This is a genomic window from Acinetobacter sp. YH12138 (genome assembly GCF_015218525.1).
In the GTDB taxonomy this organism is placed as follows: domain Bacteria; phylum Pseudomonadota; class Gammaproteobacteria; order Pseudomonadales; family Moraxellaceae; genus Acinetobacter; species Acinetobacter amyesii.
This window is the reverse complement of sequence record NZ_CP048670.1, coordinates 333,947-358,825: the sequence shown is the minus strand read 5'-3', so window position 1 is coordinate 358,825 and position 24,879 is coordinate 333,947. Positions and strand designations below refer to the sequence as shown.

At 41.1% G+C, this 24,879-nt stretch carries 26 protein-coding genes and 2 pseudogenes; 7 read left to right on the top strand and 21 right to left on the bottom strand.

The features are described 5' to 3' along the window. Window positions 1–59: 59 nt before the first annotated feature. Window positions 60–569 carry a hypothetical protein gene (locus G0029_RS01700; RefSeq protein ID WP_078189762.1) on the top strand — a complete coding sequence of 170 codons (510 nt, stop codon included), beginning with the start codon at window positions 60–62 and terminating at the stop codon, window positions 567–569. An 82-nt stretch (window positions 570–651) separates the two neighbouring features. On the opposite strand, the gene G0029_RS01695 is transcribed toward G0029_RS01700, so the two are convergent. The 4 genes from G0029_RS01695 to G0029_RS01680 form a co-directional block, all read right to left on the bottom strand. Continuing rightward, on the bottom strand, window positions 652–1,032 hold the full coding sequence (locus G0029_RS01695) for a hypothetical protein (RefSeq protein ID WP_180106224.1): 381 nt from the start codon (window positions 1,030–1,032) through the stop codon (window positions 652–654). Between the two features lie 100 nt (window positions 1,033–1,132). Beyond that, the gene (locus G0029_RS01690; protein WP_180106222.1) at window positions 1,133–2,086 is read right to left on the bottom strand and encodes a 2-hydroxyacid dehydrogenase; all 954 of its coding nucleotides are present in this window, start codon (window positions 2,084–2,086) and stop codon (window positions 1,133–1,135) included. 96 nt (window positions 2,087–2,182) lie between these two features. Further along, window positions 2,183–2,374: a hypothetical protein gene (locus G0029_RS01685; RefSeq protein ID WP_078189765.1), complete on the bottom strand. Its 192-nt coding sequence runs from the start codon at window positions 2,372–2,374 to the stop codon at window positions 2,183–2,185. Window positions 2,375–2,498: 124 nt separating this feature from the next. Next, entirely contained in the window at window positions 2,499–3,770 is a 1,272-nt protein-coding gene (locus tag G0029_RS01680) for an alpha/beta fold hydrolase (protein WP_180106407.1), read from the bottom strand. A gap of 116 nt (window positions 3,771–3,886) precedes the next feature. Between G0029_RS01680 and G0029_RS01675 the strand changes: the two genes are divergently transcribed. Then, window positions 3,887–4,663, top strand: a complete 777-nt coding sequence (locus G0029_RS01675) for a class I SAM-dependent methyltransferase (RefSeq protein WP_180106220.1) — start codon at window positions 3,887–3,889, stop codon at window positions 4,661–4,663. Window positions 4,664–4,678: 15 nt separating this feature from the next. Beyond that, window positions 4,679–5,248 carry a hypothetical protein gene (locus G0029_RS01670; RefSeq protein ID WP_180106405.1) on the top strand — a complete coding sequence of 190 codons (570 nt, stop codon included), beginning with the start codon at window positions 4,679–4,681 and terminating at the stop codon, window positions 5,246–5,248. 139 nt (window positions 5,249–5,387) lie between these two features. Here the strand turns inward: G0029_RS01670 and G0029_RS01665 are convergent. The 3 genes and pseudogenes from G0029_RS01665 to G0029_RS01655 all read right to left on the bottom strand — a co-directional run bounded on the left by G0029_RS01665 (window position 5,388) and on the right by G0029_RS01655 (window position 7,734). Continuing rightward, window positions 5,388–5,798, bottom strand: a pseudogene (locus G0029_RS01665) (GFA family protein). A 73-nt stretch (window positions 5,799–5,871) separates the two neighbouring features. After that, on the bottom strand, window positions 5,872–7,077 hold the full coding sequence (locus tag G0029_RS01660) for a TIGR03862 family flavoprotein (RefSeq protein ID WP_180106218.1): 1,206 nt from the start codon (window positions 7,075–7,077) through the stop codon (window positions 5,872–5,874). 6 nt (window positions 7,078–7,083) lie between these two features. Beyond that, entirely contained in the window at window positions 7,084–7,734 is a 651-nt protein-coding gene (locus tag G0029_RS01655; protein ID WP_180106403.1) for a DUF938 domain-containing protein, read from the bottom strand. Between the two features lie 83 nt (window positions 7,735–7,817). Here G0029_RS01655 and G0029_RS01650 point away from each other — a divergent pair, with 83 nt between their 5' ends. Next, window positions 7,818–8,003: a DNA gyrase inhibitor YacG gene (locus G0029_RS01650; protein WP_078189771.1), complete on the top strand. Its 186-nt coding sequence runs from the start codon at window positions 7,818–7,820 to the stop codon at window positions 8,001–8,003. Between the two features lie 87 nt (window positions 8,004–8,090). On the opposite strand, the gene G0029_RS01645 is transcribed toward G0029_RS01650, so the two are convergent. The 5 genes from G0029_RS01645 to G0029_RS01625 all read right to left on the bottom strand — a co-directional run bounded on the left by G0029_RS01645 (window position 8,091) and on the right by G0029_RS01625 (window position 12,527). After that, complete coding sequence (locus G0029_RS01645) at window positions 8,091–8,735, bottom strand: MBL fold metallo-hydrolase (protein WP_180106216.1); 645 nt, start codon at window positions 8,733–8,735, stop codon at window positions 8,091–8,093. 12 nt (window positions 8,736–8,747) lie between these two features. After that, a complete protein-coding gene (gene hemH, locus G0029_RS01640; protein ID WP_180109670.1) occupies window positions 8,748–9,770 on the bottom strand; it encodes a ferrochelatase in 1,023 nt (340 codons plus the stop codon). 65 nt (window positions 9,771–9,835) lie between these two features. Continuing rightward, window positions 9,836–10,864: a DUF4062 domain-containing protein gene (locus tag G0029_RS01635; RefSeq protein WP_067764038.1), complete on the bottom strand. Its 1,029-nt coding sequence runs from the start codon at window positions 10,862–10,864 to the stop codon at window positions 9,836–9,838. 121 nt (window positions 10,865–10,985) lie between these two features. Further along, on the bottom strand, window positions 10,986–11,870 hold the full coding sequence (gene murI, locus G0029_RS01630) for a glutamate racemase (RefSeq protein WP_180089039.1): 885 nt from the start codon (window positions 11,868–11,870) through the stop codon (window positions 10,986–10,988). 48 nt (window positions 11,871–11,918) lie between these two features. After that, window positions 11,919–12,527 carry a DUF1285 domain-containing protein gene (locus G0029_RS01625; RefSeq protein WP_078192804.1) on the bottom strand — a complete coding sequence of 203 codons (609 nt, stop codon included), beginning with the start codon at window positions 12,525–12,527 and terminating at the stop codon, window positions 11,919–11,921. A 194-nt stretch (window positions 12,528–12,721) separates the two neighbouring features. Here G0029_RS01625 and G0029_RS01620 point away from each other — a divergent pair, with 194 nt between their 5' ends. Further along, window positions 12,722–14,434 carry an electron transfer flavoprotein-ubiquinone oxidoreductase gene (locus G0029_RS01620; RefSeq protein WP_180106211.1) on the top strand — a complete coding sequence of 571 codons (1,713 nt, stop codon included), beginning with the start codon at window positions 12,722–12,724 and terminating at the stop codon, window positions 14,432–14,434. Window positions 14,435–14,512: 78 nt separating this feature from the next. Here G0029_RS01620 and G0029_RS01615 read toward each other — a convergent pair whose 3' ends face one another. The 5 genes from G0029_RS01615 to tusA form a co-directional block, all read right to left on the bottom strand. Then, the gene (locus G0029_RS01615; RefSeq protein ID WP_194087876.1) at window positions 14,513–14,872 is read right to left on the bottom strand and encodes a hypothetical protein; all 360 of its coding nucleotides are present in this window, start codon (window positions 14,870–14,872) and stop codon (window positions 14,513–14,515) included. Window positions 14,873–15,042: 170 nt separating this feature from the next. Next, the gene (locus G0029_RS01610) at window positions 15,043–15,408 is read right to left on the bottom strand and encodes a hypothetical protein (RefSeq protein ID WP_180109669.1); all 366 of its coding nucleotides are present in this window, start codon (window positions 15,406–15,408) and stop codon (window positions 15,043–15,045) included. Further along, window positions 15,405–16,058, bottom strand: a complete 654-nt coding sequence (locus tag G0029_RS01605; RefSeq protein WP_168377954.1) for a type VI secretion system amidase effector protein Tae4 — start codon at window positions 16,056–16,058, stop codon at window positions 15,405–15,407. The genes G0029_RS01610 and G0029_RS01605 overlap by 4 nt, the downstream gene beginning before the upstream one ends. Then, window positions 16,059–18,917: a type VI secretion system Vgr family protein gene (locus G0029_RS01600; protein WP_180106205.1), complete on the bottom strand. Its 2,859-nt coding sequence runs from the start codon at window positions 18,915–18,917 to the stop codon at window positions 16,059–16,061. 132 nt (window positions 18,918–19,049) lie between these two features. Then, window positions 19,050–19,307, bottom strand: a complete 258-nt coding sequence (gene tusA, locus G0029_RS01595; RefSeq protein WP_180106203.1) for a sulfurtransferase TusA — start codon at window positions 19,305–19,307, stop codon at window positions 19,050–19,052. 200 nt (window positions 19,308–19,507) lie between these two features. Here tusA and G0029_RS01590 point away from each other — a divergent pair, with 200 nt between their 5' ends. Next, window positions 19,508–20,347 (top strand): HlyC/CorC family transporter, encoded by an 840-nt coding sequence (locus G0029_RS01590; RefSeq protein WP_078189781.1) that lies wholly within the window; start codon window positions 19,508–19,510, stop codon window positions 20,345–20,347. Then, window positions 20,344–21,903, top strand: coding sequence for an apolipoprotein N-acyltransferase (gene lnt / locus G0029_RS01585; protein ID WP_180106201.1), 1,560 nt, complete (start codon window positions 20,344–20,346; stop codon window positions 21,901–21,903). The genes G0029_RS01590 and lnt overlap by 4 nt, the downstream gene beginning before the upstream one ends. A gap of 85 nt (window positions 21,904–21,988) precedes the next feature. On the opposite strand, the pseudogene G0029_RS01580 reads toward lnt, so the two are convergent. The 4 genes and pseudogenes from G0029_RS01580 to gspF form a co-directional block, all read right to left on the bottom strand. Next, a pseudogene (locus G0029_RS01580) lies at window positions 21,989–22,327 on the bottom strand (tRNA-binding protein). 232 nt (window positions 22,328–22,559) lie between these two features. Beyond that, the gene (locus G0029_RS01575) at window positions 22,560–22,895 is read right to left on the bottom strand and encodes a hypothetical protein (protein ID WP_180106199.1); all 336 of its coding nucleotides are present in this window, start codon (window positions 22,893–22,895) and stop codon (window positions 22,560–22,562) included. A gap of 283 nt (window positions 22,896–23,178) precedes the next feature. Then, complete coding sequence (gspG, locus tag G0029_RS01570; RefSeq protein ID WP_180106197.1) at window positions 23,179–23,616, bottom strand: type II secretion system major pseudopilin GspG; 438 nt, start codon at window positions 23,614–23,616, stop codon at window positions 23,179–23,181. Window positions 23,617–23,652: 36 nt separating this feature from the next. Further along, complete coding sequence (gene gspF / locus G0029_RS01565) at window positions 23,653–24,858, bottom strand: type II secretion system inner membrane protein GspF (RefSeq protein WP_078189785.1); 1,206 nt, start codon at window positions 24,856–24,858, stop codon at window positions 23,653–23,655. Window positions 24,859–24,879 lie beyond the last annotated feature (21 nt).

The window sequence follows — 24,879 nt, the reverse complement described above, 5'->3', positions numbered from 1 at the left end:
AATTGAATGCTTTTGGTCTTTGGCCTATGCCTATAAAAACAATGAATTAATGAGAAAAAATGCGAATTTTATTTGGTATCTTGCTTGGCATTCTGCTCTGCGTTGGCTCTGTGATTGGCTTACAACGTTTTCCACAATTGTTGAAAAGTTATCCACAGTTGCAGACTATTTTTCCCCAATTGTACGATTCATACCAATATAACCATGATGCCGAAGGTAAATTATTACAAACCTTAGAGATGCTAGATGACGAAGAATACAAATCGACTGAAGGCAATGAAGCGACGTTGTATCAACTTGACGGTCAATGCAAAATTAATCTTTATCTTTTTGGAGAATCTAATCAATCCCTAACAAGTTATTATTTTCACAATGATCAGATTTTACGTGCCTATGAGACAAATTTGATCTACCCAAATGGTGGCTTTAATCCTGTACCCAATACCAAAGAGCCTTTTAAACTTGAAAAAAGTTATTTACGAATCATGATGCCAAACAGTATCAAGACTGAACTTGAATTTGAGCGGATCAAAAATCATTTCAATGCTAAATTTTTGAAAAAATGCTAGAAGCTTCCTTTATATATTCTCTAAGATCTACCTAGCGAATAGGTGAATTTCATCAACTCAAATTTAGCTATTAAATTAAGCATTAAGAAGCAGGTTTGAGATATCGCCTACGTACAAACAATGCTGTACAGATTTGAATAAGCATCAACAGGCAAAATGGATAGTCAACCCAGACTGATAAACGATCAATATGCGCAACCTCTCCAAAGACGGAAAAATAGACCTGTACCACAATAATAGGCGCCACAACAAGCCATAGCCCCCAGTACCAATAGCGATTTAAAAAATCAATAAGTGCTAAGACGAAATGCGCAATAAAAAATACCGAAACCAGCACAACTTGTAAGGTCGGCATAAATTTATGAACTTCAAAATCGGGGTTCTGGAATAAATAATTTTCACTGATATTTAGTACATAACTGTACCATGCCCAAGTAATGCATGTGGTAAAGAGAATCAGCATGCAAAATAATCTTAAACTTTTTTTATTGGCAAGATCGACCTGCATAGACATCCCTATTTATATAGAGCTTTGTTCAAAAATAAGGTTCCTTAAACTCGTTTTAATTCACCTGCCGAATGACCATCCCCGCTTTAAAGGCCTCTACATTTTCAACCATTTGCTGCACGATACGTTGTCTTGCATCGACGCTGCCCCATGCACTATGTGGAGTAATAATTAAATTTGGAATACTTGGGTCAAGCAACACATTACCCTGCTTAGGTGGCTCAACCGTCAAGACATCGGTTGCCGCACCTGCAATCTTTCCTGATTTCAATGCCTCGGCTAATGCAGTTTCATTGACAACACCACCTCGTGCGCAATTGATCACAAAGGCCGATGCTTTCATTTGAGCCAAGCTTTCATGATTGAGTAAATCACGAGTTTCATCAGTTAAAGGACAATGCAAACTCAGAAAATCGACCTGCGCTAACATCTCAGAAAAGGCCACTCGCTCAGCCACCATAGGTCGATTCGGTAGCGCGCCAATCATAATTTTCATGCCAAACGCTTTAGCCAAATGTGCCACGGCTTGACCCAATTCGCCATAGCCGACAATCCCCAAAGTCTTACCAGCCAACTCAATAATTGGAAAATCTAGTAAGCAGAACTGATCTGCTTTTTGCCAATCTCCCTGTTGGACCGCCCGATCATACTGTCGAAATGATGTCGCCAAGTTCAACATTAACATCAAGGTATGCTGTGCGACCGCAGCGGTGCCATAAGCTTGGCAATTACACACCACGATGCCTTGTTGCTGTGCGTGTACAAGGTCAACGTTATTGGTGCCAGTGGCAGAAATTAAGATCAGTTTTAATTGCGGATTGAGCTGCATGTGCTCAGCATTGATGTGTACTTTATTGCTGATAATCACATCAGCCTCTTGTATGCGCTGAGCAACCTCTGCAGCCGTTGTTACGGGATAGAGCGTCAAGTCATCAAACTGTGCTTCTAGTCCGCTAAAATCTAAGTCCTGTTTATCTAGAGACTGATAATCTAGAAATACCGCTTTCATGGCTGCTTCCCTTCTGGCCGATTATAAAAATTCGATTGTGGATGATTAAAACCTGTGATGCACCAAAGTACAATCGAACAGCATATAAAAAACCCGCTATTTCGCGGGTTTATCGAGATGATGTTGCAGTGAATTTCGAATTTTGAGTATGACATAAATGGTCAGTATCGTAAGCAACAACATACTGCTGCTAAAAATCAGTATGCTTGAACTAACCCCCTGTGCATAGGCTGAACCCATGGTCAGCACTAAGATGAATAATACAGCAAGCATCTGTGTTGAATGCATACTGATACCCCTCATATTCCTTATGATGTTTTGGGCAGTATGATTGTTTTTTATACTGCCTTTCTCTCATCATAATCTCTTCCTACAAATTAGCAAGCTTTGGATTTTCAACCCAATGTCGAGCTTAAATTTGTTCGGGTTGCACCACGAACTGACAAGATGCATCGGCATTTTCCACAAAGAAGACTTGACCAAATTCATCACTACTCAAACGCAGTTCCTTATAGTTCAGCGTGTAATAGCCCACATATTTCTGCATTAAAATCGGATGCATACCAGTCGCAAGCTCATCTTGAGCTAAGACCAATTTCATTACCTGACGGTCATTCATCACCACCATGTAACGCTCATCTTGGACTTGTACGTATACCAGGCCTGTGCCCTTCGGCTGCAAAGGAATCAAAAACTTGTGATTCAGCGCAATTACACCAGCTGCATAGCTTTCAATTTTTTGGCTAATCACATTAAACACTAAACCATGTTCAAACTGGTCGAGTAACAGGTTACGATTATCCTGTGGCACAAAAGTTGTGATCCCCAACTTTTGCAGATCTTGCTCACTGACTTGTTTGTTATTAAACAATACTCGCAATAAGGTCTGCTTTTGTTTGGCATCAAAAAATTGAGGGTCAAGCTGAAACGAATTGCTTTTTAAAATTTCACCCAAAGCATCACGATGGCGTGTCAGTAAATTTTCGATGACTTTTCGATAATAAAATTTGCTGTTTTTCTTAACCCGACGCATTTTTTGATAAAAATACGGCGCATCAAAAGGATGTCTCAAGAAATCATTTAACAGTTCAGAACTCGCCAATACCGCAATGGCATCATGCCCTGTAAACGGCAGATGCAACACATGCACATGCGGAATTAAAGCCTGTAATTTTTCAAAGTGCGCGCGATCTTCTGGACAATAAGGATCATACACCACGATATATTCACGTGTAGTCGATACGTCTTCAGCAAGTACTCGCATATTGGCATGCAGATTAGGTTGAAAGAACATGCCATAGCGTGTATCGACAATATCTTCTGGGTCTATGGAGTACTGCGGCACCATACTGACCACACGCTGGAATCCAAATAAATTGGCATACTTAATGGCCGCATAGCCGCCCATGGAACCACCATAGGCAATTCGCAGCTCAAATTGTTCGAGGATCGGCTTGATGGCTTGATACATCGGTTGCATTGACGATGCTGGAAACCACGATTTTTGTTTCGGCATCATACCGATCACATTAAAATCATATTTTTGCAAAGACTTCTCGGCATTGATGTTCAAACCCTTGGCACGGGTAATCAAATCACCGAAGGAGAAAATAAGCTCACGAGAATTGCCAGGCTGAAAAATGACACGAATTTGATCATCTTCAAAAATGATGTGCTTTTCCATTGTGCTTTGCTCCAGTCCTTGTTGCGTCACGCTTTTCCTTCCTTGTTGCATTCAAAGTTTATCTTGTTCCGAATATGCTATTTTATAGAGGCCATACAGATTAAAAAGTGCAGAATATGACACATTCAATACATCCTGCCGCACAACAAGGCTTTAGCTCTGCAGCTGAACTCTATCAACAAGCCCGCCCTGACTACCCGATTGAAATCAGTGCGTGGCTACAACAACATTTAGCTTTAGCCCCTCAAGCCCATCTGGTGGACTTAGGCTCAGGTACAGGCAAATTTCTCGAGTATATTCGCCCACTCAGTGAAAATATCACCGCGATCGAACCTGTGCATGAAATGCTGCAACAATTGCAGAAAAAACATCCGCATATTACAACTTTAGCCGCCCAAAGTGATCAGATTCCATTGCATGATCATTCTGTGGCAGCGGTATTTTGTGCTCAATCTTTTCATTGGTTTGCCACCCCTGAAACCCTCAATGAAATCAGTCGTATCTTAGTTCCCAATGGGGATCTTGTTTTGATTTGGAACCAGCGTGATATCCAAGTCAATTGGGTCAAACAACTCGCTGATGTCTTGAGTGAACTCGAAGGTGACACACCACGTTATCATAGTGGGCAATGGCAAAAAGTGTTTGAGCAGCAGCAAACATTTAAATTAATTGCCGAAACCACCTTTCAACAATTGCATCATGGTACAGTGGAACACGTGGTTTCCAAACGATTATTGTCCACCAGTTTTATTGCAGCGTTAAGCACGGATGAACAACAAAAACTGAAACAACAATTTGAAAATATCGTGGCTGAATCAACCCAAAAGACTGCACAGGATTTCATTGATTTTCCGTATATCACGCATGTCTATATCTTTAGAAAAACACATTAGGACACGATTATGCTCATGCCAATCTCTTTTAAAAAATTCAGTGTCGTCTTCTTCATGGGTACGGTGCTAGGACTCACTGCATGTGAAAAATCATCTAAAACGGTGGAACAAAATAGTGAAATCAGTTCCGACGATCAAATCATGAAAGAGCTAAATAGTGATCCTATTAAAAACTTTGCCAAGACCCCAGATGATCTACACGACTTAACGCTACTGACGCAATATGACGAGAGCTTTAGTCAAATTAGCGATGAGATGGAAGATGAGCTGATGAAACTGCGTGAGGAAGGCAAACTCACTGATGAATTTGCTACACAGCGTAAGCGTGACAACATCCAGTCAGCACTGAATATGCTCAAAGAACTCGAAATGAAAACTGAACAAGGCCGTTACATTCAAGGCTTGATGTACCAGTACTGGGACAATCAATCACAAATTTATCGTGAGAAAAATCAAACAGCCGATGGTGAATTGAAAAATCCTGGTGATAGTGTCAAAGGTCTCGGTCAGTTTATTCATGCTCAAGAACAATTGGGACATTGGCAAGAACAATATCCTGAACTACAAAAAACTCGACAACCCTAATCATCCACCCTGTTGCAATCTATGCACCCAAATTCAACATGGATGAATGAGAAGGTAACACGAGCTAAAAGACACAACATAAACTCAACTTCAAGGGCACATCCATGCCCTTGAAGTGATTGCTCAATCTTGATTTAAGCTATGGTCGTTCAGCATATTGTGGTAAATCACCTGCAATATCATCCCATTCTGCTTTGGATGCGACAAAGATATGACAGGTCGGTTTCTGCGTCAGAGGCGTGTCTAAAGTGCCTATTCGTAGACGGTAATAATCCGGCGTTTCAGCCTTTATACTGATGATCGGCGAACCACACTCACTACAAAAACAACGCTGTGTGGTTGGTGAAGATTAAAACTTTTTCAATACCTGTTTACCCGACACAATTTTGAAATCTGCTTTAGCAATCGGGGCATTGGTCGCAAATGCCGTGCCATTAGCTTTTCTGCACCGAGAACAATGACATTGCACGATCTCACCGATCGGACCATTGATCTCATAACAAACCGCTCCACACAAGCAGCTTCCGGTATATTGTTTTTGTACGCGCATAGTGGTCTTTCTTAGAAGAATTTCATCTCAAAATATCACAACTCCTCAGCAAGATTGTGACAATTTGAAGCGCTTAGCTCTGCAAAGAAACCAGATAGTTTTGAACCCCTTCACCCGCTGCTCGACCGGTTGCAAGGCATGCTGTTAGCAAATAGCCTCCTGTAGGCGCATCCCAATCCAACATTTCTCCGCAGACAAATACAAAAGGATTGCTCTTCAATTGTAAGCCATCATTTAGGACTGAACGCTTCACACCGCCCGCGCAGCTAATCGCCTCATCTATCGGGCGAAATCCATCAAGTTGAATATCTAAGTGTTTAATTTTCGCAGCAAGTAAGGCAGGTTCATGCCACAAAGATTTATCCACCAGTTCACGGACCAGTGCAGCTTTCGCCACATCTAAACCGGCTTTACGCCAAACATTGGTTAAAGATTGCTTTTTCGAAGGCTGTAATTTCTTAGCCAATTGCTCAACACTTTGATCTGGCAATAAGTCCAAAGTCAGCTGCATGGGCTGAGCAGAGTTCACCTGTTGACGCAGTGCTCGACCTTGTTTGTAGATCAATCCACTTTCCAGTCCATAGTGTGAAATGATGATATCACCTTGGGTCGGCTCGGCTTGCTCGACCCATGCATTGACCCGCTTTAAAGGCTGTCCAAACACGGGCTGCATGAACTTCGACCAAACGCGTTCCACACCGGCATTACTGGCCTGAAAAGCTTCAATACTCTCAGGCTGCAGCCATTTTTGCCATGCGCCATCACTGCCTAAACGTGACCAAGACACAGCCCCACATGCCATAATAATCGCATCAAAGCCAAGCGCTTGATTTGATCCATCAACAAGGTTTTGAATCGTCAGCTGATTGGACTGTAAGTCCAAAACTTGATGTCGATAATGAAACTGCACCCCGTCGAGACTGAGACGTTTTAACCATGAACGCAGCAAAGGCGCAGCTTTCATTTCAATAGGAAATACCCGACCCGATGAACCAATATAGGTTTCAATACCCAGTCCCATCATCCATTGTTGAATCCATGCTGCATCCCACTGCTTAACCCATGGACTCAGCCATTCCACTTGATCATAGCGCTGCACAAATTGTTCAATGGGTTCTGCATGCGAAATATTCAGCCCCGTCTTGCCAGCCATTAAAAATTTACGGGCTGCCGATGGTTTTTGCTCATAAACATGAATGTCATAGTCAAATTGGCTAAGCACTTCCGCCGCCATCAATCCCGCAGGACCTGCCCCAATGATTGCAATACGCTGAGTCATGCCCAATTATTCCGCAGATGCTTCGGTGGGTTGCTTGCCTTGTAGTGGCTGAAAATCATCAAAACGTGTGGTGTAATCTACAGGCTTGGTAATGATTAGCTGCTGACAGAGTTCACCACGTTCTAGATATTTAATCTCAAAGTGTGTACGTGCTGAAGTCTCTGCAATGTGTTCTTTGACAAAAGGTAGCTTCCAAACATCGATTAACTGCTGCTGCGCTTCCTCAATATATTCAGGAATATTACTCGCCAAGGTAATCTGACCACCCGGCTGCAAACGCGACAATAGAAATTCAAAAAACGGCATATTTAACCAACGCTGTGCAGGATTATGCGGTTCAGGGTTTGGATACAAAATAAAGAATTGCTGTACTTGCGCAGGATGTAAGGCATGTACTACCCAAGGAATCGCATCTGCATGAACAGGGCTAAGATTTTGCTGCCCTTCAATTTTATGCTGTTTTTGCATCGCAACAAATTTTTCACGTGTACGCTCAACAGCAATCAATTGAAATTCAGGGTGATTGGCTGAAAATAATAATGCGTGTTTACCTTTACCAGCCCCAATTTCCACACAAATCGGTGTGGAATCAATCGGCTGAAAATCACGGGGAGCTCGCATACGCTGCGCTTGAAATTGACGAATAGGCATAAACAGATCAAACTAAACAGAACGGCATAAGTCTAACAACTGCGACTGTATTTGCCTAATTGAATCATCCGTTTTTGCTGGAGTTAAGCATGCCCACCACCATGAATTGTCCACGCTGCGGCGCATTGACGACTTGGGAAAATAATGAATATCGCCCGTTTTGCTCAGATCGTTGTAAATTGATTGATCTCGGTGCATGGGCCAATGATGAATATCGTCTGCCGACACAAGATGCACCTCAGGCTGATGGTGGCCGTGAAGAAGATCAGTTCTAAATACGTTTAGCTCAGATTTAAATATAAAAAAAGGTCTAACTTAGTAGACCTTTTTTTATTTTAACGAATCCAGTTAAAGCATATTGCTTAACCGGCTTTACCCGCAACAAAAGGATTGTGCTGCTTTTCATAACCAATGGTACTCATTGGCCCATGCCCAGAAATAAACTGAGTATCGTCAGGTAAACTAAAGCATTCGCGTTGAATCGAGTCTAATAGCTGCTGATGATTGCCACGCGGAAAGTCAGTACGGCCGATAGAACCTTTAAATAAAACATCACCCGTCCATAACACACCATATTTAGCGTTATAGAACATAACGTGGCCTGGTGTATGCCCCGGTGCAAAACGTACTTCAAACTCTTCTTCACCCAGTCGCAGTGTTTCGCCACCTTCTAACCACTGAGTCACATTGACATTTTCAGGAATCGGAAAGCCATATTTGGCTGATACGTCTTGAATCATGTCGAGCCAAAATGCATCTTCTTTATGCGGGCCAATCACCGGAACATTCCATGCTTGGGTTAATGCCCCAACCGCACCCGCATGGTCTAAATGGCCATGCGTTAACCACAAGGCTTTGACCGTTAAACCGAGCGCTTCAACTTCGGCTTTTAATTTTTCCGGCTCTCCCCCTGCATCAATCAAGACCGCTTCTTTCGACTCAGAGTCCCAAACAATGGAACAGTTTTGTTGAAATGCCGTGACGGGTACGATTTTAACTTGCAACATAGGGTGAAAACCTCAAGGCGATGAATGGGCTAATGTTTGCTTTAAGGCATCAAGATTAGCTTGAAGTAATAAATTGAGCAATGCGACATGATCATCCCGCGCGTTTAAAGCGGGAATATAGCCATATTCACCACCGCCTGCAGCTTGGAAAGTTTCAGCATTTTGCAGCGCCAACTCTTCTAGCGTTTCCAAACAATCCGCTGAAAATGCTGGGCTCATCACTTGAACCGATTGGACACCTTGTTGCCCCCATGCTTCTAAGGTGGCATCGGTATAAGGCTTCACCCACTCTTGCTTACCAAAACGCGATTGGAAACTGATTTCATATTGATCTTCATTTAAACCCAAGGCTTTTGCAACCAAATGCCCAGTCACACGGCAACGATCTGCATAGGGATCACCTTTATCGGCATAAGGCTGTGGAATACCGTGGAATGACATCAATAATTTATCTGGTACACCATGTTTAGCTTGATAATCACGCACACTTTGCGCCAAGGCCTGTATAAACACAGGATGCTGGTAATAGTCACGAATAATGCTCAGACCCGGTAAATTACGTTGCTGCGGAATCCATTGTGCGATCGCATCATATAGCGGTGCAGTCGATGTTGCTGAATATTGTGGGAATAGTGGAAACAGGACGATGTGGTCTTGTGGCTGCTGTGCCAATTGATCTAAAGCTGCTTGAATGCCTGGATTGCCATAGGTCATGGCAGGAACCACCTTCAGTTCAAATTCTGGATACGCTTGAGTTAAATGTGCTTTTACAGCGTCAACTTGCGCCAACAATATTTCACGCATAGGCGAATCATTGCCCCAAACCATTTCATAGGCATGCGCCACACGCTTTGGTCGAAATGGCAAAATGAACAAACGCAAAATCAATTGCCAAATCGGTTTTGGAATTTCAATGACACGCTGATCCGACAAAAACTGTTGCAGAAAACGACGCACTGCGGGCACAGTTGGCGCATCAGGCGTACCTAGATTCGCCAGAATAATGGTGACTTTAGCTTTCTCGACAGGCAACATTACGCTTTTTCCATCAATTTGAATGACGCTAATGTAGCAGCTTTTTATCCATTTAATAAAATAGATTAATATGCAGATTTAAATTGAAAAACTCGATCATTATCAAGCAAATTACTTTCTAGTAATTTTTGACCTTTACTGGTCACTTGCCACAACATCCGCTGACGGTCATCTCGGCCATTGGGCACAATCCAGTCATTCTGCCGCATCTGGCTTTTAATACTGTGTAAAGCACGAATATTCACTTGTGCCCGCGCAACCGCATGTGCACGTGGCATCTCAATACGTGCATCATCCAAACCTGTTTCATTCAAAAACTCATTCATTCGTTTAGAGAAGAATTCTTCAGGGGTTGGATTAACAAAGGTTGCGCCTAAAATCGACAAGAGCTGCGCCCACGTCATTTTCTTCTGTACTTTTAATTCTTTGAAATTACCATCTTGATAAGCGTGCATGCGGTATTCAAATGAAAATAGTTCATGCATCGACACTTTTGGTAAAGATAAGAACGGATCAACTTCGCGTTTTCCAGACTCTGTTTCGAGTTGAACTAACTGGGCTTTTAAACGATCAATTTCATCATGTAAAGCTTGAGTATTCTGTGGTCGCACCCAACCTGTAACAGGATAGCGTTCTAGCATTTGTGGCATGTTCAATCGAACTGCCATTTCTAAATCACGCAAACTACGATAGGTAAAAACTTGATCAACTTCATTTTGTAATAGTTTTCTAAATTCTTTAAATTTTTCACGGAGTTCAGGTTTAGCATCATGTAAGGCATCATCACGTGAATCTGGATCATCATGCATAAACACAATGACAGGTTTTTGCTTGGTCACCGCATAGATGTATTCAAGGTGCATATAGCCCACACCAGACACAGACTGCTCACCGTATTGACTGCCCAATAAAATCATCACATAGTCACAATCGTCAATTTGACGACGTGCAAAAGCAGTGCTCAATGGTGTGCGTTGTTCTAGCCCCCATGAGAAAAACCCCATTCCTACAAGCGTCTGAGCCAAAATGATCCGTTCTGGCTGCATTTCGCTACCAGATGTGGAAATGAATACTTGATAACGCTTATCGAGCATTAGTGATCCTCTCCCGCTGCATAACGCACTCAGCATCGAATTGATCTTAGCTGGAAAATGCGACATGACTACCCCAATAAAAAACTAATTTTTTCATTTAACGTTGTCCAAAATGACTGATTTAGTCTTCTGAACTTATAAGTCCGATGTTGGCAATGTTCCAAGAAATATCATCTTGAATCAGGCGCGCCACAACCGGTTTTAAATTTTCCGCATTATTGCCACTGACATAGCATTCTATACGTAAACAATTTTCTCTTTTCTGATCAAATAATAACTCATTTTTAATCAAAATTCGGGCTGTTTGTCGTGCAACTGCAAAACCTGAGTCAATTAATGTCAGCTTCTGACCAAAAATATACTGAATTGCCGATTTTAGGAAGGGGTAATGCGTACATCCAAGCACTAAATAATCTGCACCGGCATCTACAACTGGCTGTAATATCTCGGTTAATGTCTGCAGGCAAGGCTCAGTCATTTGTGCACCTGCTTCAACAAAGGGCACCAATTCCAGACTGGTCACTGACAAAACTTGCACCCCTGCAGGTTCAGCAAAACGATGCATCACATCTTTAATCAACTTTCCACGAAAAGTCGCAGGCGTTGCAAGAACAGCCACTGTTTTACTTTTGGTCTGTAATACAGCAGGTTTTAAGGCAGGAACTAATCCAATAATCGGAAAGTTCTCACCGTAGTGTTCACGCAAATAATCCAAACTAAATGCCGATGCCGTGTTACATGCCACTACCGCGACTTTACAGCCTTGGCGGTATAACCACTCTATGGCATGTGCAGTCAACTCACGTATATTTTGATCATCACGTGGCCCATAGGGTACATGTGCAGTATCGGCATAATACACAATGCGTTCATTTGGCAAGTAGCGCGCAATTTCTAAAGCCACAGATAAGCCACCAATCCCCGAATCAAATAAACCGATCGGTGCATCTGCGCCAGCTTTCGGCATGGGTACATCCAGTGGGTAAATGGGGTGAATGGCGGTCATAGGGTCACTTATATATTGTTCAGAATGACAAGGTGGAAAGCTTAAACCTCAGGTGCCTAATTGCAAGCGCAAATCACCACTTTGTAACACTAAAATGGATTCACCTTTTTCATTTTCAAGCAGTTCACCCATCTCAACCAAATGAAAGAATGCGGCACGCTGGATCAGTGCATTAATTCCAAAACGCACATGTACATAGGGGCGCAATTCACCTTGATATTCACGCATAAAAATAGGATGTTCATCATCCACAACAATCACGTCTTGTGTTGTGGTCGTAAACTGGATATAGCGCTTGTTTTCTAGCTCAAGCGTATCGACTTGATTAACAAATAAAGGCTCATCTTCCACCTGTATTTCAATTTGTTCCACAGGGGTTTTTAAATAGAATTTCCCATCTTCTTTCCAAAGCACGGTTGAGAACAGATCAATGAGTGCTTGCCGCTTGATCAATTGACCATCGTGCCACCATTCTCCATTGGCTAAAACCTTCAAATCCATTGCACCACAATGCTTTGGATGCCATTGATCTAATGGAGGGATTGACCTTTTGTGACCGGACTGTCCATCTTTTAAGTATTGTGCAATGTTCATTAAATTTCTATCATCCCTATTAATAAATTTTTTCGTCGGGTTTTCGTTCAATTGCTGCTTCATCCGCCTAATAAATACCTTAGTGACGGAAAAATAATATGATTCAGCCAATTGGCTAGAACTCGGTTTAAAACTATACTAGCCCACAATATCAAAGACACGATAGAAAAATTGTGTCTGGGCATTAAGAACACTCATGGCAGCACCATTTAAATGAATTGAATGGATGCCACCTTCCGAAATATGAGGAGTCCTACATGGAACACATCGAACGTGAATCGATGGAGTTTGACGTAGTTATCGTCGGTGCAGGTCCTGCCGGCCTATCTGCTGCGATTAAAATTCGTCAACTTGCAATTGAAAATAACCTAAACGATCTGTCCGTTTGTGTCGTGGAAAAGGGCTCCGAAGTGGGTGCGCATATTCTATCCGGTGCTGTGCTTGAACCTCGCGCAATGAATGAATTGTTCCCAGACTGGAAAGAACAAGGTGCGCCTTTAAATGTGCCTGTCACTGAAGACAAAACCTATTTCTTATTGTCTGATGAAAAATCACAAGAAGCACCGCATTGGATGGTGCCTAAAACCATGCATAACGATGGCAACTATGTTATTTCGTTAGGTAACGTTGTTCGTTGGTTGGGTGCTAAAGCTGAAGAATTAGAAGTGTCTATTTTCCCAGGCTTTGCAGCATCTGAAATCCTTTACCATGAAGATGGTACTGTGAAAGGTATTCAGACTGGTGACATGGGCATTGGTAAAGATGGCGAACCAACGCATAACTTTACTCCTGGCTATGAACTTCATGCCAAATACACATTATTTGCTGAAGGCTGTCGTGGTCACTTAGGTAAACGTCTGATTGCTCAGTTCAACTTAGATAAAGATGCTGATCCGCAACATTACGGTATTGGTATTAAAGAACTTTGGGAAATCGATCCTGCTAAGCACAAACCAGGTTTGGTGATGCACGGTGCAGGTTGGCCTTTAAGTGAAACAGGTTCTTCAGGCGGTTGGTGGTTATACCACGCTGAAAACAACCAAGTGACATTAGGTATGATCGTTGACTTGTCATACACCAATCCACACATGTATCCATTTATGGAAATGCAGCGCTGGAAAACACATCCACTGATCAAGCAATATCTTGAGGGTGGTAAACGTATTTCTTATGGCGCACGTGCAGTTGTAAAAGGTGGCTTCAACTCACTACCTAAATTCACTTTCCCAGGTGGTAGCTTAATTGGTGATGACGCAGGTTTCCTAAACTTTGCAAAAATCAAAGGCTCTCATACAGCAATGAAATCAGGCATGCTGTGCGGTGAAGCTGTATTTGAAGCGATTGCTGCGGGTGTGGAAAAAGGTGGTGACCTTGCCATTGCACGTGTGACTGAAGGTGAAGACTTCTTCACTAAAGAGTTAACTGCGTATACTGACAAGTTTAACAACAGTTGGTTGAAAGAAGAGTTATATAACTCTCGTAACTTCGGCCCTGCTATGCATAAGTTTGGTCAATGGATGGGTGGTGCGTTCAACTTTGTTGATCAAAACATCTTTAAAGTGCCGTTCACGCTGCATGACTTACAGCCCGACTTCAGCGCTTTAAAAACTGTCGATGCTGCGAACTTCAAACCGAATTATCCAAAACCAGATGGTAAAATTACATTTGACCGTTTGTCTTCAGTATTCGTATCAAATACGGTACATGAAGAGAACCAACCTGCTCACTTGAAATTGACAGATGCTTCTATTCCTGTAAATGTGAACTTACCAAAATGGGATGAGCCTGCTCAGCGCTACTGCCCTGCCGGTGTTTATGAAATTATGGAAGAGAATGACGGTTCTAAGCGTTTCCAAATTAACGCGGCAAACTGTGTGCACTGTAAGACGTGTGACATCAAAGATCCTTCTCAAAACATTACTTGGGTAACACCTGAGGGTGGGGGTGGTCCTAATTACCCTAACATGTAATTAGTACCCGAACTTGTAATCTCTTTTGAGATAAAAATAAACCCGCTTAGTGCGGGTTTATTTTTATCGTATTAAAAACTATTTAGAGTTAATCACTAAATCATACTTTTTATTAAAATCAGTCACACCATCCATAACTCCTCCTCTAAACTCACCTTTAATTTCAATTTGATAATTACCTTCAACCTTTGGGGTTCCTTGTATCTTTATTACATTTCTATCAAATGGAGGCTCTCCCTCTATCGTGATAACAAGACCAGAATTACTTGGAAGGTTTATAAAAAAATCTATATCTAAAATATTAATATCTTCAATTTTAATTGAATCTACATAGTATTTATTTAAAAAAGCGGGTTTCAAATAATCAGGATTTATTTTTATCTTCGACATACAGCCAAAAAGATTAAGAAAAACAAAAATTAAAAGATAATTTTTCATAATTAAAAAATAAGTTTAAATGTTAAAAAAATCAAATTCTAATTACATTCAAGAAAAAATATCTGATTTTTTATAACACAAACAAGCCAAACAAAATTCTATTTATATAGATTGGCTTTGTTACGAAAAAAAATCTCTCCCTTCGCATAAAAAATATATTAAAAAACTAATTAATATATTTTTTTTATTATTTTATTTAAATCTTTAGACTGACTAAACAAATAGCATTGGTAAAATAAATCATTACCTTTTTTGGGAGAAACATCATTTTTCACAAAAATTTCATTTTTATGATAATTCTTTACACGCTCATAAACATAATTATCTATTAGATGAATTTCCTCAAATTCCAATCTTTCATTTTTCACAAACTCAAAACTATAATAAGAAAAATCTTTACCTGAAACTAAATCAGATTGATTATATTGCAAACATTTCATCAAAGTATAAGCTTTTAATGATTCAATATCAGATAAGGTTTTAGCCTGAACCTCAATTACATTAAAAATCAAAAAAAATAAAATAATATATCTCATTTTAATTCCCAAAAATCCACTTTTTGTGTTATGCCATTATTAACTTCAGTTGCAACCATCCAAAAATAATATACAGCTGATTCTGGATTATTTTGATCAATTGATGAGTAGAGCAATCCCCTACCATCTTCTCCTCCCTCCCATAACGTAAAATGACCAGTTGCATCACGCCATCCAGTTACTTCAAAAACAATAATTCCATTCTTATTTTTAATTTTTTCGATTATATTATTTCTTACAAAATCTAAACGGTGATCTAACTCTTCTGGCACATATGGGTTAATAGATGAAAGCTTTGGTAAAACTACTGATAGATCTGGATTTTTAAAAAGTGTATATAAATAAGCTTTTAAATCTCTGACACGTATCCAATAATTCTTTCCATCGTCACCAATAATTGTACCTCCTTTAGATGGTGCTCTCGGTAGTTGTACTCCTGATCGTATTAAGCCAGCACTCATTCTTAATGCACAAGTATTTGCATAGGCATCATTATTTATTTCTCTACCCAAAGCTTTCGAGATTTGCGGATACAAGGTTTCTTTCTGAATAGTATTGTTTGGATAGTTGACAGACATATCTGACCATCTTGGTCTATTAACTTTTAAGGGTTCTGATATAACACCGTCTACTTCTGCTTCGATAGCCATTTAAAGTAACTCTTCATTCAAAATTAATGATTTTTCATTTTTTAAAATATTTTTAATTTTTGCTGTACCATTTTTGATAGTTGCTTGAAATTCTAAAAATTCATTTTGATTACTAATTTTTTCATACACTGGATTTTTAACTTTTACAGTAATAGTTTCACCATCTGCATAATTTTCAGTTTCTATATGTAAATTGACATCAGTATAAAATCTTGAAGATTCTCCAATACGGTTTTCGTTTTCACCATAACTCCAATAAATTTTTTTAACTTTTTTCTTTAAAGTAAAATTTGTTAAATTTGGCAAAGTGAATAAATTATTGTGTGAACTTTGCCCAGCTAAAAATTGATGCTGCCCCGCCTTCACCTCAAACTTCCCTGCAGTTGTTGGAAATACACCGGCACTACTAATCTCAATCTGGCTACCACCAGCTGTCAGCACGATTTTTTTGCTCGCTTTGATTTCAACTTTATCTTCCGTGGAAATAATTTGAATACCTTTTCGTGCAATCAGATCTATCCCATCTCCTTGAGCTTGGATTTCAACTTTGCCTTTGCCCGCATACGCACGTAATCCTTCTTGTGCTGCAAATAGACTGATCTTGCTTTGTGCATGGGCAATTACGGATTTTTGACTGCTGATATTGATGCTCTCGCCCGCACTTTGGCTGATCTGCCCATCTGCTGAAAGATGAATATCTTCCTGACTACTTACAGCAATTGAGTTTGGTGCAGATAAAATCATTAAGGCTTGTTTAAAGGCATCCGCCTTTTCTTTACTGCCTTTTTCAATTTGTCCAAGAAAGTTTTTTAAATTATCTAAGACTTCAAGTGGGTCAGTTTGTTGATTTTTCGCCACTTCACTTAAAGCTTTACTGCTGTTTAAGTTGGCTTCGATTTGTTCTTTCGCCGCTTGTGCGTCGAGGTGCATTGCCGCTGCTTGTTGTTGTGGGTGTGTGCTGACAAGTAGCCCCTGTCCTGCACGTACTGCGCCCCATTGGTCTGTTCTCAGTTCAAAGCCTTCACCTCGCCCTGCACTTTCTGCGGTTTCTTTGGGATGACTAAGGTTACCGAGGTTGAGCTGAGTGGCACCATGGGTACTTTGTAATTGTGTTGAGATTTGTCCTGTGGTGTCATCAAAGCGCAGTTGTCCAAAGCCTTCCCCTAGTACTTCCTTACTTTTTATTCCAGCCAGTTTTTTGGTGTCTGGCAGTTTGCCGTTACTATCAAATTGGGTTGGACTGCGCTGTGCTTCATGTATACGCCCCACCACAAATGGTCGGTCGATATTGCCGTCAAAGAAATCGATCACCACGATTTCATTAATGCGCGGTAAGAATCGTGCGCCATAGCCTTCACCTGCCCATGGAGTCAGTACATCTACCCATGCAGAGTCCGTGTCATTGTCATTGCTGCCTGCACCGCCATCATGGCTGTGGTCATCTCCACGGGTAAATAAGAAGCGGACTTTGATTCGTCCCCATTCATCGACATGTATTTCTTCACCGCTTGGTCCAACGACTTTAGCACGTTGCGGATGGGTGCTTGGACGGTGTTCGAGTGGGTTATATTCAGGAACAGTCGAAATATTGCGGCGTTGCAATGTGAGCTGATTGGCCTGACGCTCTGCCTGTTCATGGATCGGTTTAATGTTCCACTGACTTTGTTCAATCAGTTGATTGACTTGTTCGGTGAGGTCTTTGGGTAAGTTATTTTGGTTATAGAATTTCTTTTCTGTGATTAAAAATTGTTTGTCTGCACCGCTGTGTTGATCTATTTCTGGATGTTCATTCAGTTCAAACCAATAACCCACTTGGGTATCACGCACGGTCGATTGTGCATTGAATTTTTTAGATTGCAGCTCGTGGTAGCGCGTTAGGTTTTGATTCAGTTTTTCAATTTGGCTGTTGGATGAAGCAGTGGCTTGATCTTCACCTTTTAAATCTTGCATCCATGCAGGGCTGATATGCCATGCTTGTTCCAAACTTAAGCTGGCATTGTCTTGGCTTTGGCTATGCTGATGTTTACTTTGAACTGAACCTGCGCCTTCTTCTTGGCTGAGTCCATCGGCTTGCCAGCGCTGTACATGGACCGCAGTCGGCTGAATGCTACGCTCACCGATCAAGCTGGTGATGCTGTCTTGTTTTTCTGTGGCACTAGAACGATGAAAGCGGATACTACAACGGCTGAGTGCTTGATATTGGCTATTGTCATCAATTAGGCGGAGTTTTTGTTTTTCAATTTGGGCTGAGGAATGCGGCACTTTCAACTGTGCTTCATCGATGAGCCAGTTGATACCCTCACTGCGCCAAAGTCGCGTTAAAAAGTCATAATCGCTTTCATTCGACTGCATGATGAAAGGTCGTACATCATAGTTTTGGCTTAAACCGCTTAGATCTAGCGTTAGACTGGCAGCAAAGAGCGGACTTTTGCTTTGCCATTCTTTAAAGAGAGTTTCACTGACATCGCGCACCGATTTGTTCATAAACACACGACTGTTGCGGCGCTTATGCCACAGCGATGTTGCATCTTCTAAAGTGAGTTTATACAGCGTGAGTGAACCGTCACTCTGGCCTTGGGTGGCTTCTGTAATAATACCCGTGGTACGGAAGAGTTCGCCCTGATCAGTCACTTGATCAACCGCGACCTGTGAGCCAATAAATTGTTTTAATGGAATAAGTGCATTAGTAGATAGGCAAATCAAAGTCGCTTGCAGGCCTTGGTTTAAGACATGCTCCCCATCAATACGTTGAATAAAAAGCTCATCATTCAACGCAGGGTTGGAAAATTGCACATGAATGGCACGTTTTTGGGCGGATAAGCCTAATTTTTCAAGTATAAGAGCAATCGAATTTAACATTTTAAAAGTCTGTTTTTTAACTTTGTATAATTATGCTGCGAATGATATAGGCTAGCCATCAGACTTGACCAGCCTATTTTATTAATAAAAATGTAACATCTTAATAATTATTATTTTTTACAATTTCTTAAATTAACCTTTCTTAACCAAATAATGGAATTCTTTATTTCCATTTTCATCCAGACGTTCTTCTTGAAGCAAAAGCTCATGACCTAAATGCATACAAAATTTCGGAATATCCCAAGAGGTCGAATTATCTGTTGCAAAAACCTCAACAATATCGCCCGATTTTGATTTACGAATGGCTTGATGCAACATCATCACAGGCTCAGGGCAACGTAAGCCACGGGTGTTTAGTTGAATTGATGGGGGCACAGAAGGCTCAGACATTAGAAAACTCAGTATTAAAATCTAAGGCTATTTTAGCATAATCCTGACGACCGAATGTTAGCTTGAAAAATGCAAACGATAGCGTCTTAAAATGACTTGATCGCTCATCATCTAGATCAACATTAACAATAGACAACTGTATTTTCTAGGGTATGATAAAATCATCATTTATTAGATATTAAGAGTCTTTAGGAAAGATCATGCAAGAGGAATCCGGCCCGTCGTGGGGCATGCGCGGCTTACGTAAATGGCTGGGCACTGCACCAGAAACCCGTGACGAACTGTTGAAATTGGTACAAGATTCACGTCGCTTCTTAGAACCCGATACAGTTGCCATGCTCGAAGGGGTACTCGACTTACCTGCAACTAAAATCCGCGAGGTCATGACCCCCCGTACTGCGATGATCAGCTTGCAAGAAGATGATGAGCTATTAGATATTTTGCATGTACTTGTTGAATCTGCACACTCACGTTTCCCAGTCTTTTCCTCAGACCAGCCAGACAATGTTGTCGGTATTTTGTTGGCCAAAGATTTGTTGCCATTTTTGACAGAACCGACCACCAAAGTCGATATTCGTGCATTAATGCGTCAACCCTTATTTGTACCCGAGAGCGCGCGTTCTGACCAAGTTTTACGTATGTTGAAAAATACCCAAACCCATATCGCTGTAGTGATTGATGAATATGGCACAACTTCAGGCTTAGTCACTTTAGAGGACATTCTTGAAGAAATTGTGGGTGAAATCGAAGATGAACACGACAAAGTTGATGAAGAAGCTCAATTTATCATTCCAGATGAAGACCCACTAAGTGCAAATACATGGTTGGTTCAAGCACTTACACCAATTGAACACTTTAACAATCTTTTAGATGCTGATTTTTCAGATGATGAAGTAGAAACTGTGGGCGGCTTACTGCTACAAGAAATGGGCTTGGTCAGTGATTTACAAGGTCAAGTGATTGAACTTGAAAACTGGGAATTTACCATTTTGGAGGCAGATGCACGTACCATTCATCTGATCCGAGCTGTCCGTAAATGAGAACCTACTTTGATAAGCTGCTAAACCACTCACAACAAAAAAAACAGCTACCTTTCATCTATCCTTTGCTGATTGCATTATTTTCAGGTGCCATATTCAGCTTGTCGCTGGCACCTTATCATTATTGGTGGTTGGCGATTTTATCTCCTGCCCTGCTATATGCCTGCTTAAGTCAACGTACCCCTAAACAATCGTTTTTCATTGGTCTAGCTTATGGCTTTGGCTTATGGTTTGTCGGGGCTTTTTGGCTGTATACCTCGATCCATGTCTATGGTGATACCAATTCAGCACTGAGTGTTTTGATGATTGCCATTATGGCGATTGTGATGGGGCTGTTTACCGCAGTTCAGAGTTGGCTCTACCGCCGCTTCTTTCCAGAAACCCCACTGACCTTTGCGCCACTGTGGGTGTTTTTCGAGTGGAGTAAAACTTGGGTCTTTACCGGTTTTCCATGGCTGTTTGCAGGTTATGCATTTACTGAACGATTCCTCGATGGCTATGCGCCATTATTCGGGATCTTTGGAGTATCTTTTGCGGTCATTGTATTGGCCTGCGCCTTGGTTGAAATCCTGCGTAAACGCATCTTTTGGATTGTTCCCTCTGCCCTTGTTTTGCTCGGTGCATGGGGTGCAGCGCAACTGCAATTTGTTCAGCCTAAAAATGAAAAACCGCTGAGTGTTTCCTTAATTCAAGGCAATATTCCACAAGATTTAAAATGGTTAACAGAATACCAAGCTCAAACCTTAATGAAATATGCGTCATTAAGTCGGACCGAATGGGGGCGTGATGTCATTGTTTGGCCAGAATCCTCCATTCCAATGTTCCAAACCGATATTGAGCCGTTTCTGGATGCGATGAAAGTCCAAGCCAATAAAACAGGGACGGCTTGGGTGACAGGTATTCCCTATTGGGATTTGGCAGAATCACAGCAAAACCAACACCCTATGTATTACAACACCATCATGGCAACTGGTGATGAATCTTCTGGTCTATACAAGAAGCAACGTCTAGTCCCCTTTGGTGAATACATTCCGCTTTCAGGGATGTTAAGTTGGGTACTGCCTGCCCTACAAAATGACCCGTCGATGAGTGGCTTTTCACGTGGTGAAAATAACCAAAAGCCTTTGAATGTTAAAGGTCATGATTTAGGTGCTGCGATTTGCTATGAAGTGGCTTATCCCAACTTAACTCGCCGTAATGCCAGTCAAAGTGACTACCTAGTGACCATTTCCAATGACGCATGGTTTACTGGAACAGCGAGCCCGCATCAGCACCTACAAATGGTTCAAATGCGTGCCAAAGAAAATGGCCGTTGGTTTATCCGTGCAACCAATACCGGCATTACCGCCTTTATTGATCATAATGGTCACATTGTGAAGCAGGCACCGATGGATAACGATGCGGTACTGCGTGGTGATTTACCTGCCATGCAAGGCGAAACGCTTTACACTCGCTTAAGTGATTGGCCTGTGTTGATTTTTTCATTCTTGTTATTGGTTCTCGGTTGGATCTATCGCCCGCGTAAAGTTGATATTTCTTTTAAATCACGCCGTTGATTCCGCTACAAAAGATCAAAAAAACCGAGCTTTGGCTCGGTTTTTTTATTGATAAACTTTCAGGGTGCCAGTTCACCCTGCTTTTTTAAAGTAACTTGGTGCCGAGGGGAATCTCTGCATCAGGCACACAAAGAGCAACATGCCCCTCTGCATTATGAAAGCCTGTGACTAGGCATTCTGACTGGATCGGACCAATTTATTTTTTTGGAAAATTCACGACGGCAACGACCAATTTTCCCAATAGATTTTCCGGCTGATATAGCTGTGTAATTTGCGCACTGGATTTTTTAATGCCCAGTTCCTCTCCAAAATCCACATGGAGAATGTACGCGGGTTTACGTGCTTGCTCAAAGACTTCAGCCTGCACAATTTTCCCCACACGTAATTCAACTTTCAAAAAATCTTGCAAATCAATCTGTTGCATTTTTCCCTCTTTCTATTCTTTGTTGTACTTCATCTGACTATTTATGCATTATAAAAATTTCATTCAGGCTGACGATATGTGAAGCAGACATTCGATGCGCCAAAACGGACAAAGCAAGGTCATATTAGAACACGTATCACATTAATGTACGCTTCGATGTAGGCTAACTGTTCATTAGCATGAGACATAAAAAACTGGAGCAAGCTCCAGTTTGGAAAGTTTAATTTTGAGGTTATAACTGCGTAACTAAATAGGAAAGCATGGCAGCTAAAGATACCATTGGAATATATCGATAAAGACGAACAACCATTTGTTCGATGGCAGATGCATGTTCTTGTTTTAAATTTGCCACAGTCGCTTTTAATGCAGAGCAAAAACTTAAAGCTAGTAATGAACTCATTAAGCTCATGGCAAAGAAGCCCACCATAATTTGGCTACTGCCCTCAGTACTTTGCCATAAATACACAATGCCTTGACTGATCGGCAGAATACTTAAAATCAAAAGAACAGATTTCAGCATAGACCAATGAAATTGGTTAATTTCATCCGTTAATAATAATGCTTTCATACTATCCTCCATGGCTAAAAAAGTACCATAAAAGATATTATGCTCGGTTTTATTTAAATGAAAAGCCTATATTTATTCATATTTTGCGATTATTGTAATCAATAAAATTGGGAATAATTCTTATTATAAATATCACATATTTTATATTATTAAATTTAAATTAAATTCAATAAGTTAATATTAATTTTATAGTTAAGATTTATTATCACTTCACTCAATATTGAAACATCCTATTAAGTGAAGTGATTAATTCCATTAAAACTGAATTTATAATTATTCTCAGTTAGTGTTTATAGTAAATATCGGCATCATTTTCTTCACCGCCAGACTGACCATCCGCACCAAATGAATAAAGATCATAAGGACGGCCTTCAGAACCGGGAATCACATATTGAATATCATTGTCCCAACTGTCTTTTGGATATTGCCCATTTAAGTATCCATCTGGTAACCAATTTTTTGCAGATTCTGGCTTAGTGATTAAGGCATTTAAACCACCATCTTGCATCGATGGATATTTACCATTATCAATTTTGTATTGCTTTAGTGCACCTGCCACAGTTTTTAAGGTAATCGCCGTAGTATCGACTTTGGCTTTTTCACCACGGCCCATCACGTTCGGTACAATCAGCGCTGCCAAAACACCTAAAATGACAATGACCACCATCACTTCAATTAAAGTAAAACCTTGTTGCTTCATATTTTTTGTCTTCACTTTCATGTTACAAATCTCTGTTCACATCATTGTTCGAATGTTTTAAATCATATTATTCATATTCACGATTGGCAGCATCACAGCAATCACAATCACCAGTACAATACTCGCCATAAATACCAACATCAGCGGTTCAAGCAACGCCAATAAAGTTGAAATTAAGGTCGTCACTTCTCGGTCTTGCATCGTCGACGCACGTTCGAGCATCCGATCTAATTCGCCTGAACTTTCACCACTTTTGATCATTTGTACCATCATCGGTGGGAAATAACCACTTCGCTCAAGCTGTGTTGCTAAATTACCACCTTCTGTTACTTTCTCTGCCGCAAGGTTGACCGAATCTCGAATCACCCAATTATTACTGACCGCTGCGCCAATTTTTAAAGCATCGACCAAAGGCACGCCAGACTTGGTTAAAATCGACAAGGTACTGGCAAAACGAGCGGCATTAATGCCTTTAGACAGTTTGGAAAATAACGGTAATTTCAAGGTCAATCGGTCAAAGGCATAATGTCCCGCCGCTGTTCTGAGGAATCGAACCAAGAGAAAAATCGAAACTACGCTACCGACCAATAAAAATGGCCAGGCCATTCGAATAAAATCACTGGCTTTCATTAAAGCGACCGTTATCCACGGCAAGGCATCTTTGCTTTGGTCAAAGGTTTTGACAATATCTGGGACCACATAGGTCATGAGTCCCATCACAATACCGAAAGACATTAACATCAGGATGATGGGATAAATCATCGCACCCTGCACTTTTTTTTGCATGGCGAAGCGGTTTTCGGTGTAATCAGCAAGTTGGTCGAGAATGAGATCGAGATGACCTGAACGCTCACCTGCTGCAATCGTGGCAATATACAGTTCAGGAAAGCGTCCCGCTTGTTGTAGTGCGTTGGCTAAAGAATGCCCTTCCAAAACTTTAGAACGCACCGACATCAACAGGTTTTGCACATGGGCTTTTTCGTTTTGTTTTCCCACAGCACGAATCGCTTCTTCTAATGGAATTGCAGCGGCAACCAAAACTGAAAGTTGGCGAGTTAATAAAGCCAAGTCATAGGCATTCAGCCCTTTTTGAAACCAGCGCTGCTGCGCGTGTTTGTCTTTTTGCTCAATCGGATCGACAGCAACTGGAATGAGTGACTGATCTCTGAGCTGTTGACGAATTTGACGCGCAGAATCACCCTCAAGTACACCCTTCTGCTGCTTCCCTGAAGCGTCTATGGCAGTAAACTGATATGCAGGCATTGTAATGCTCTAATTTTCCAA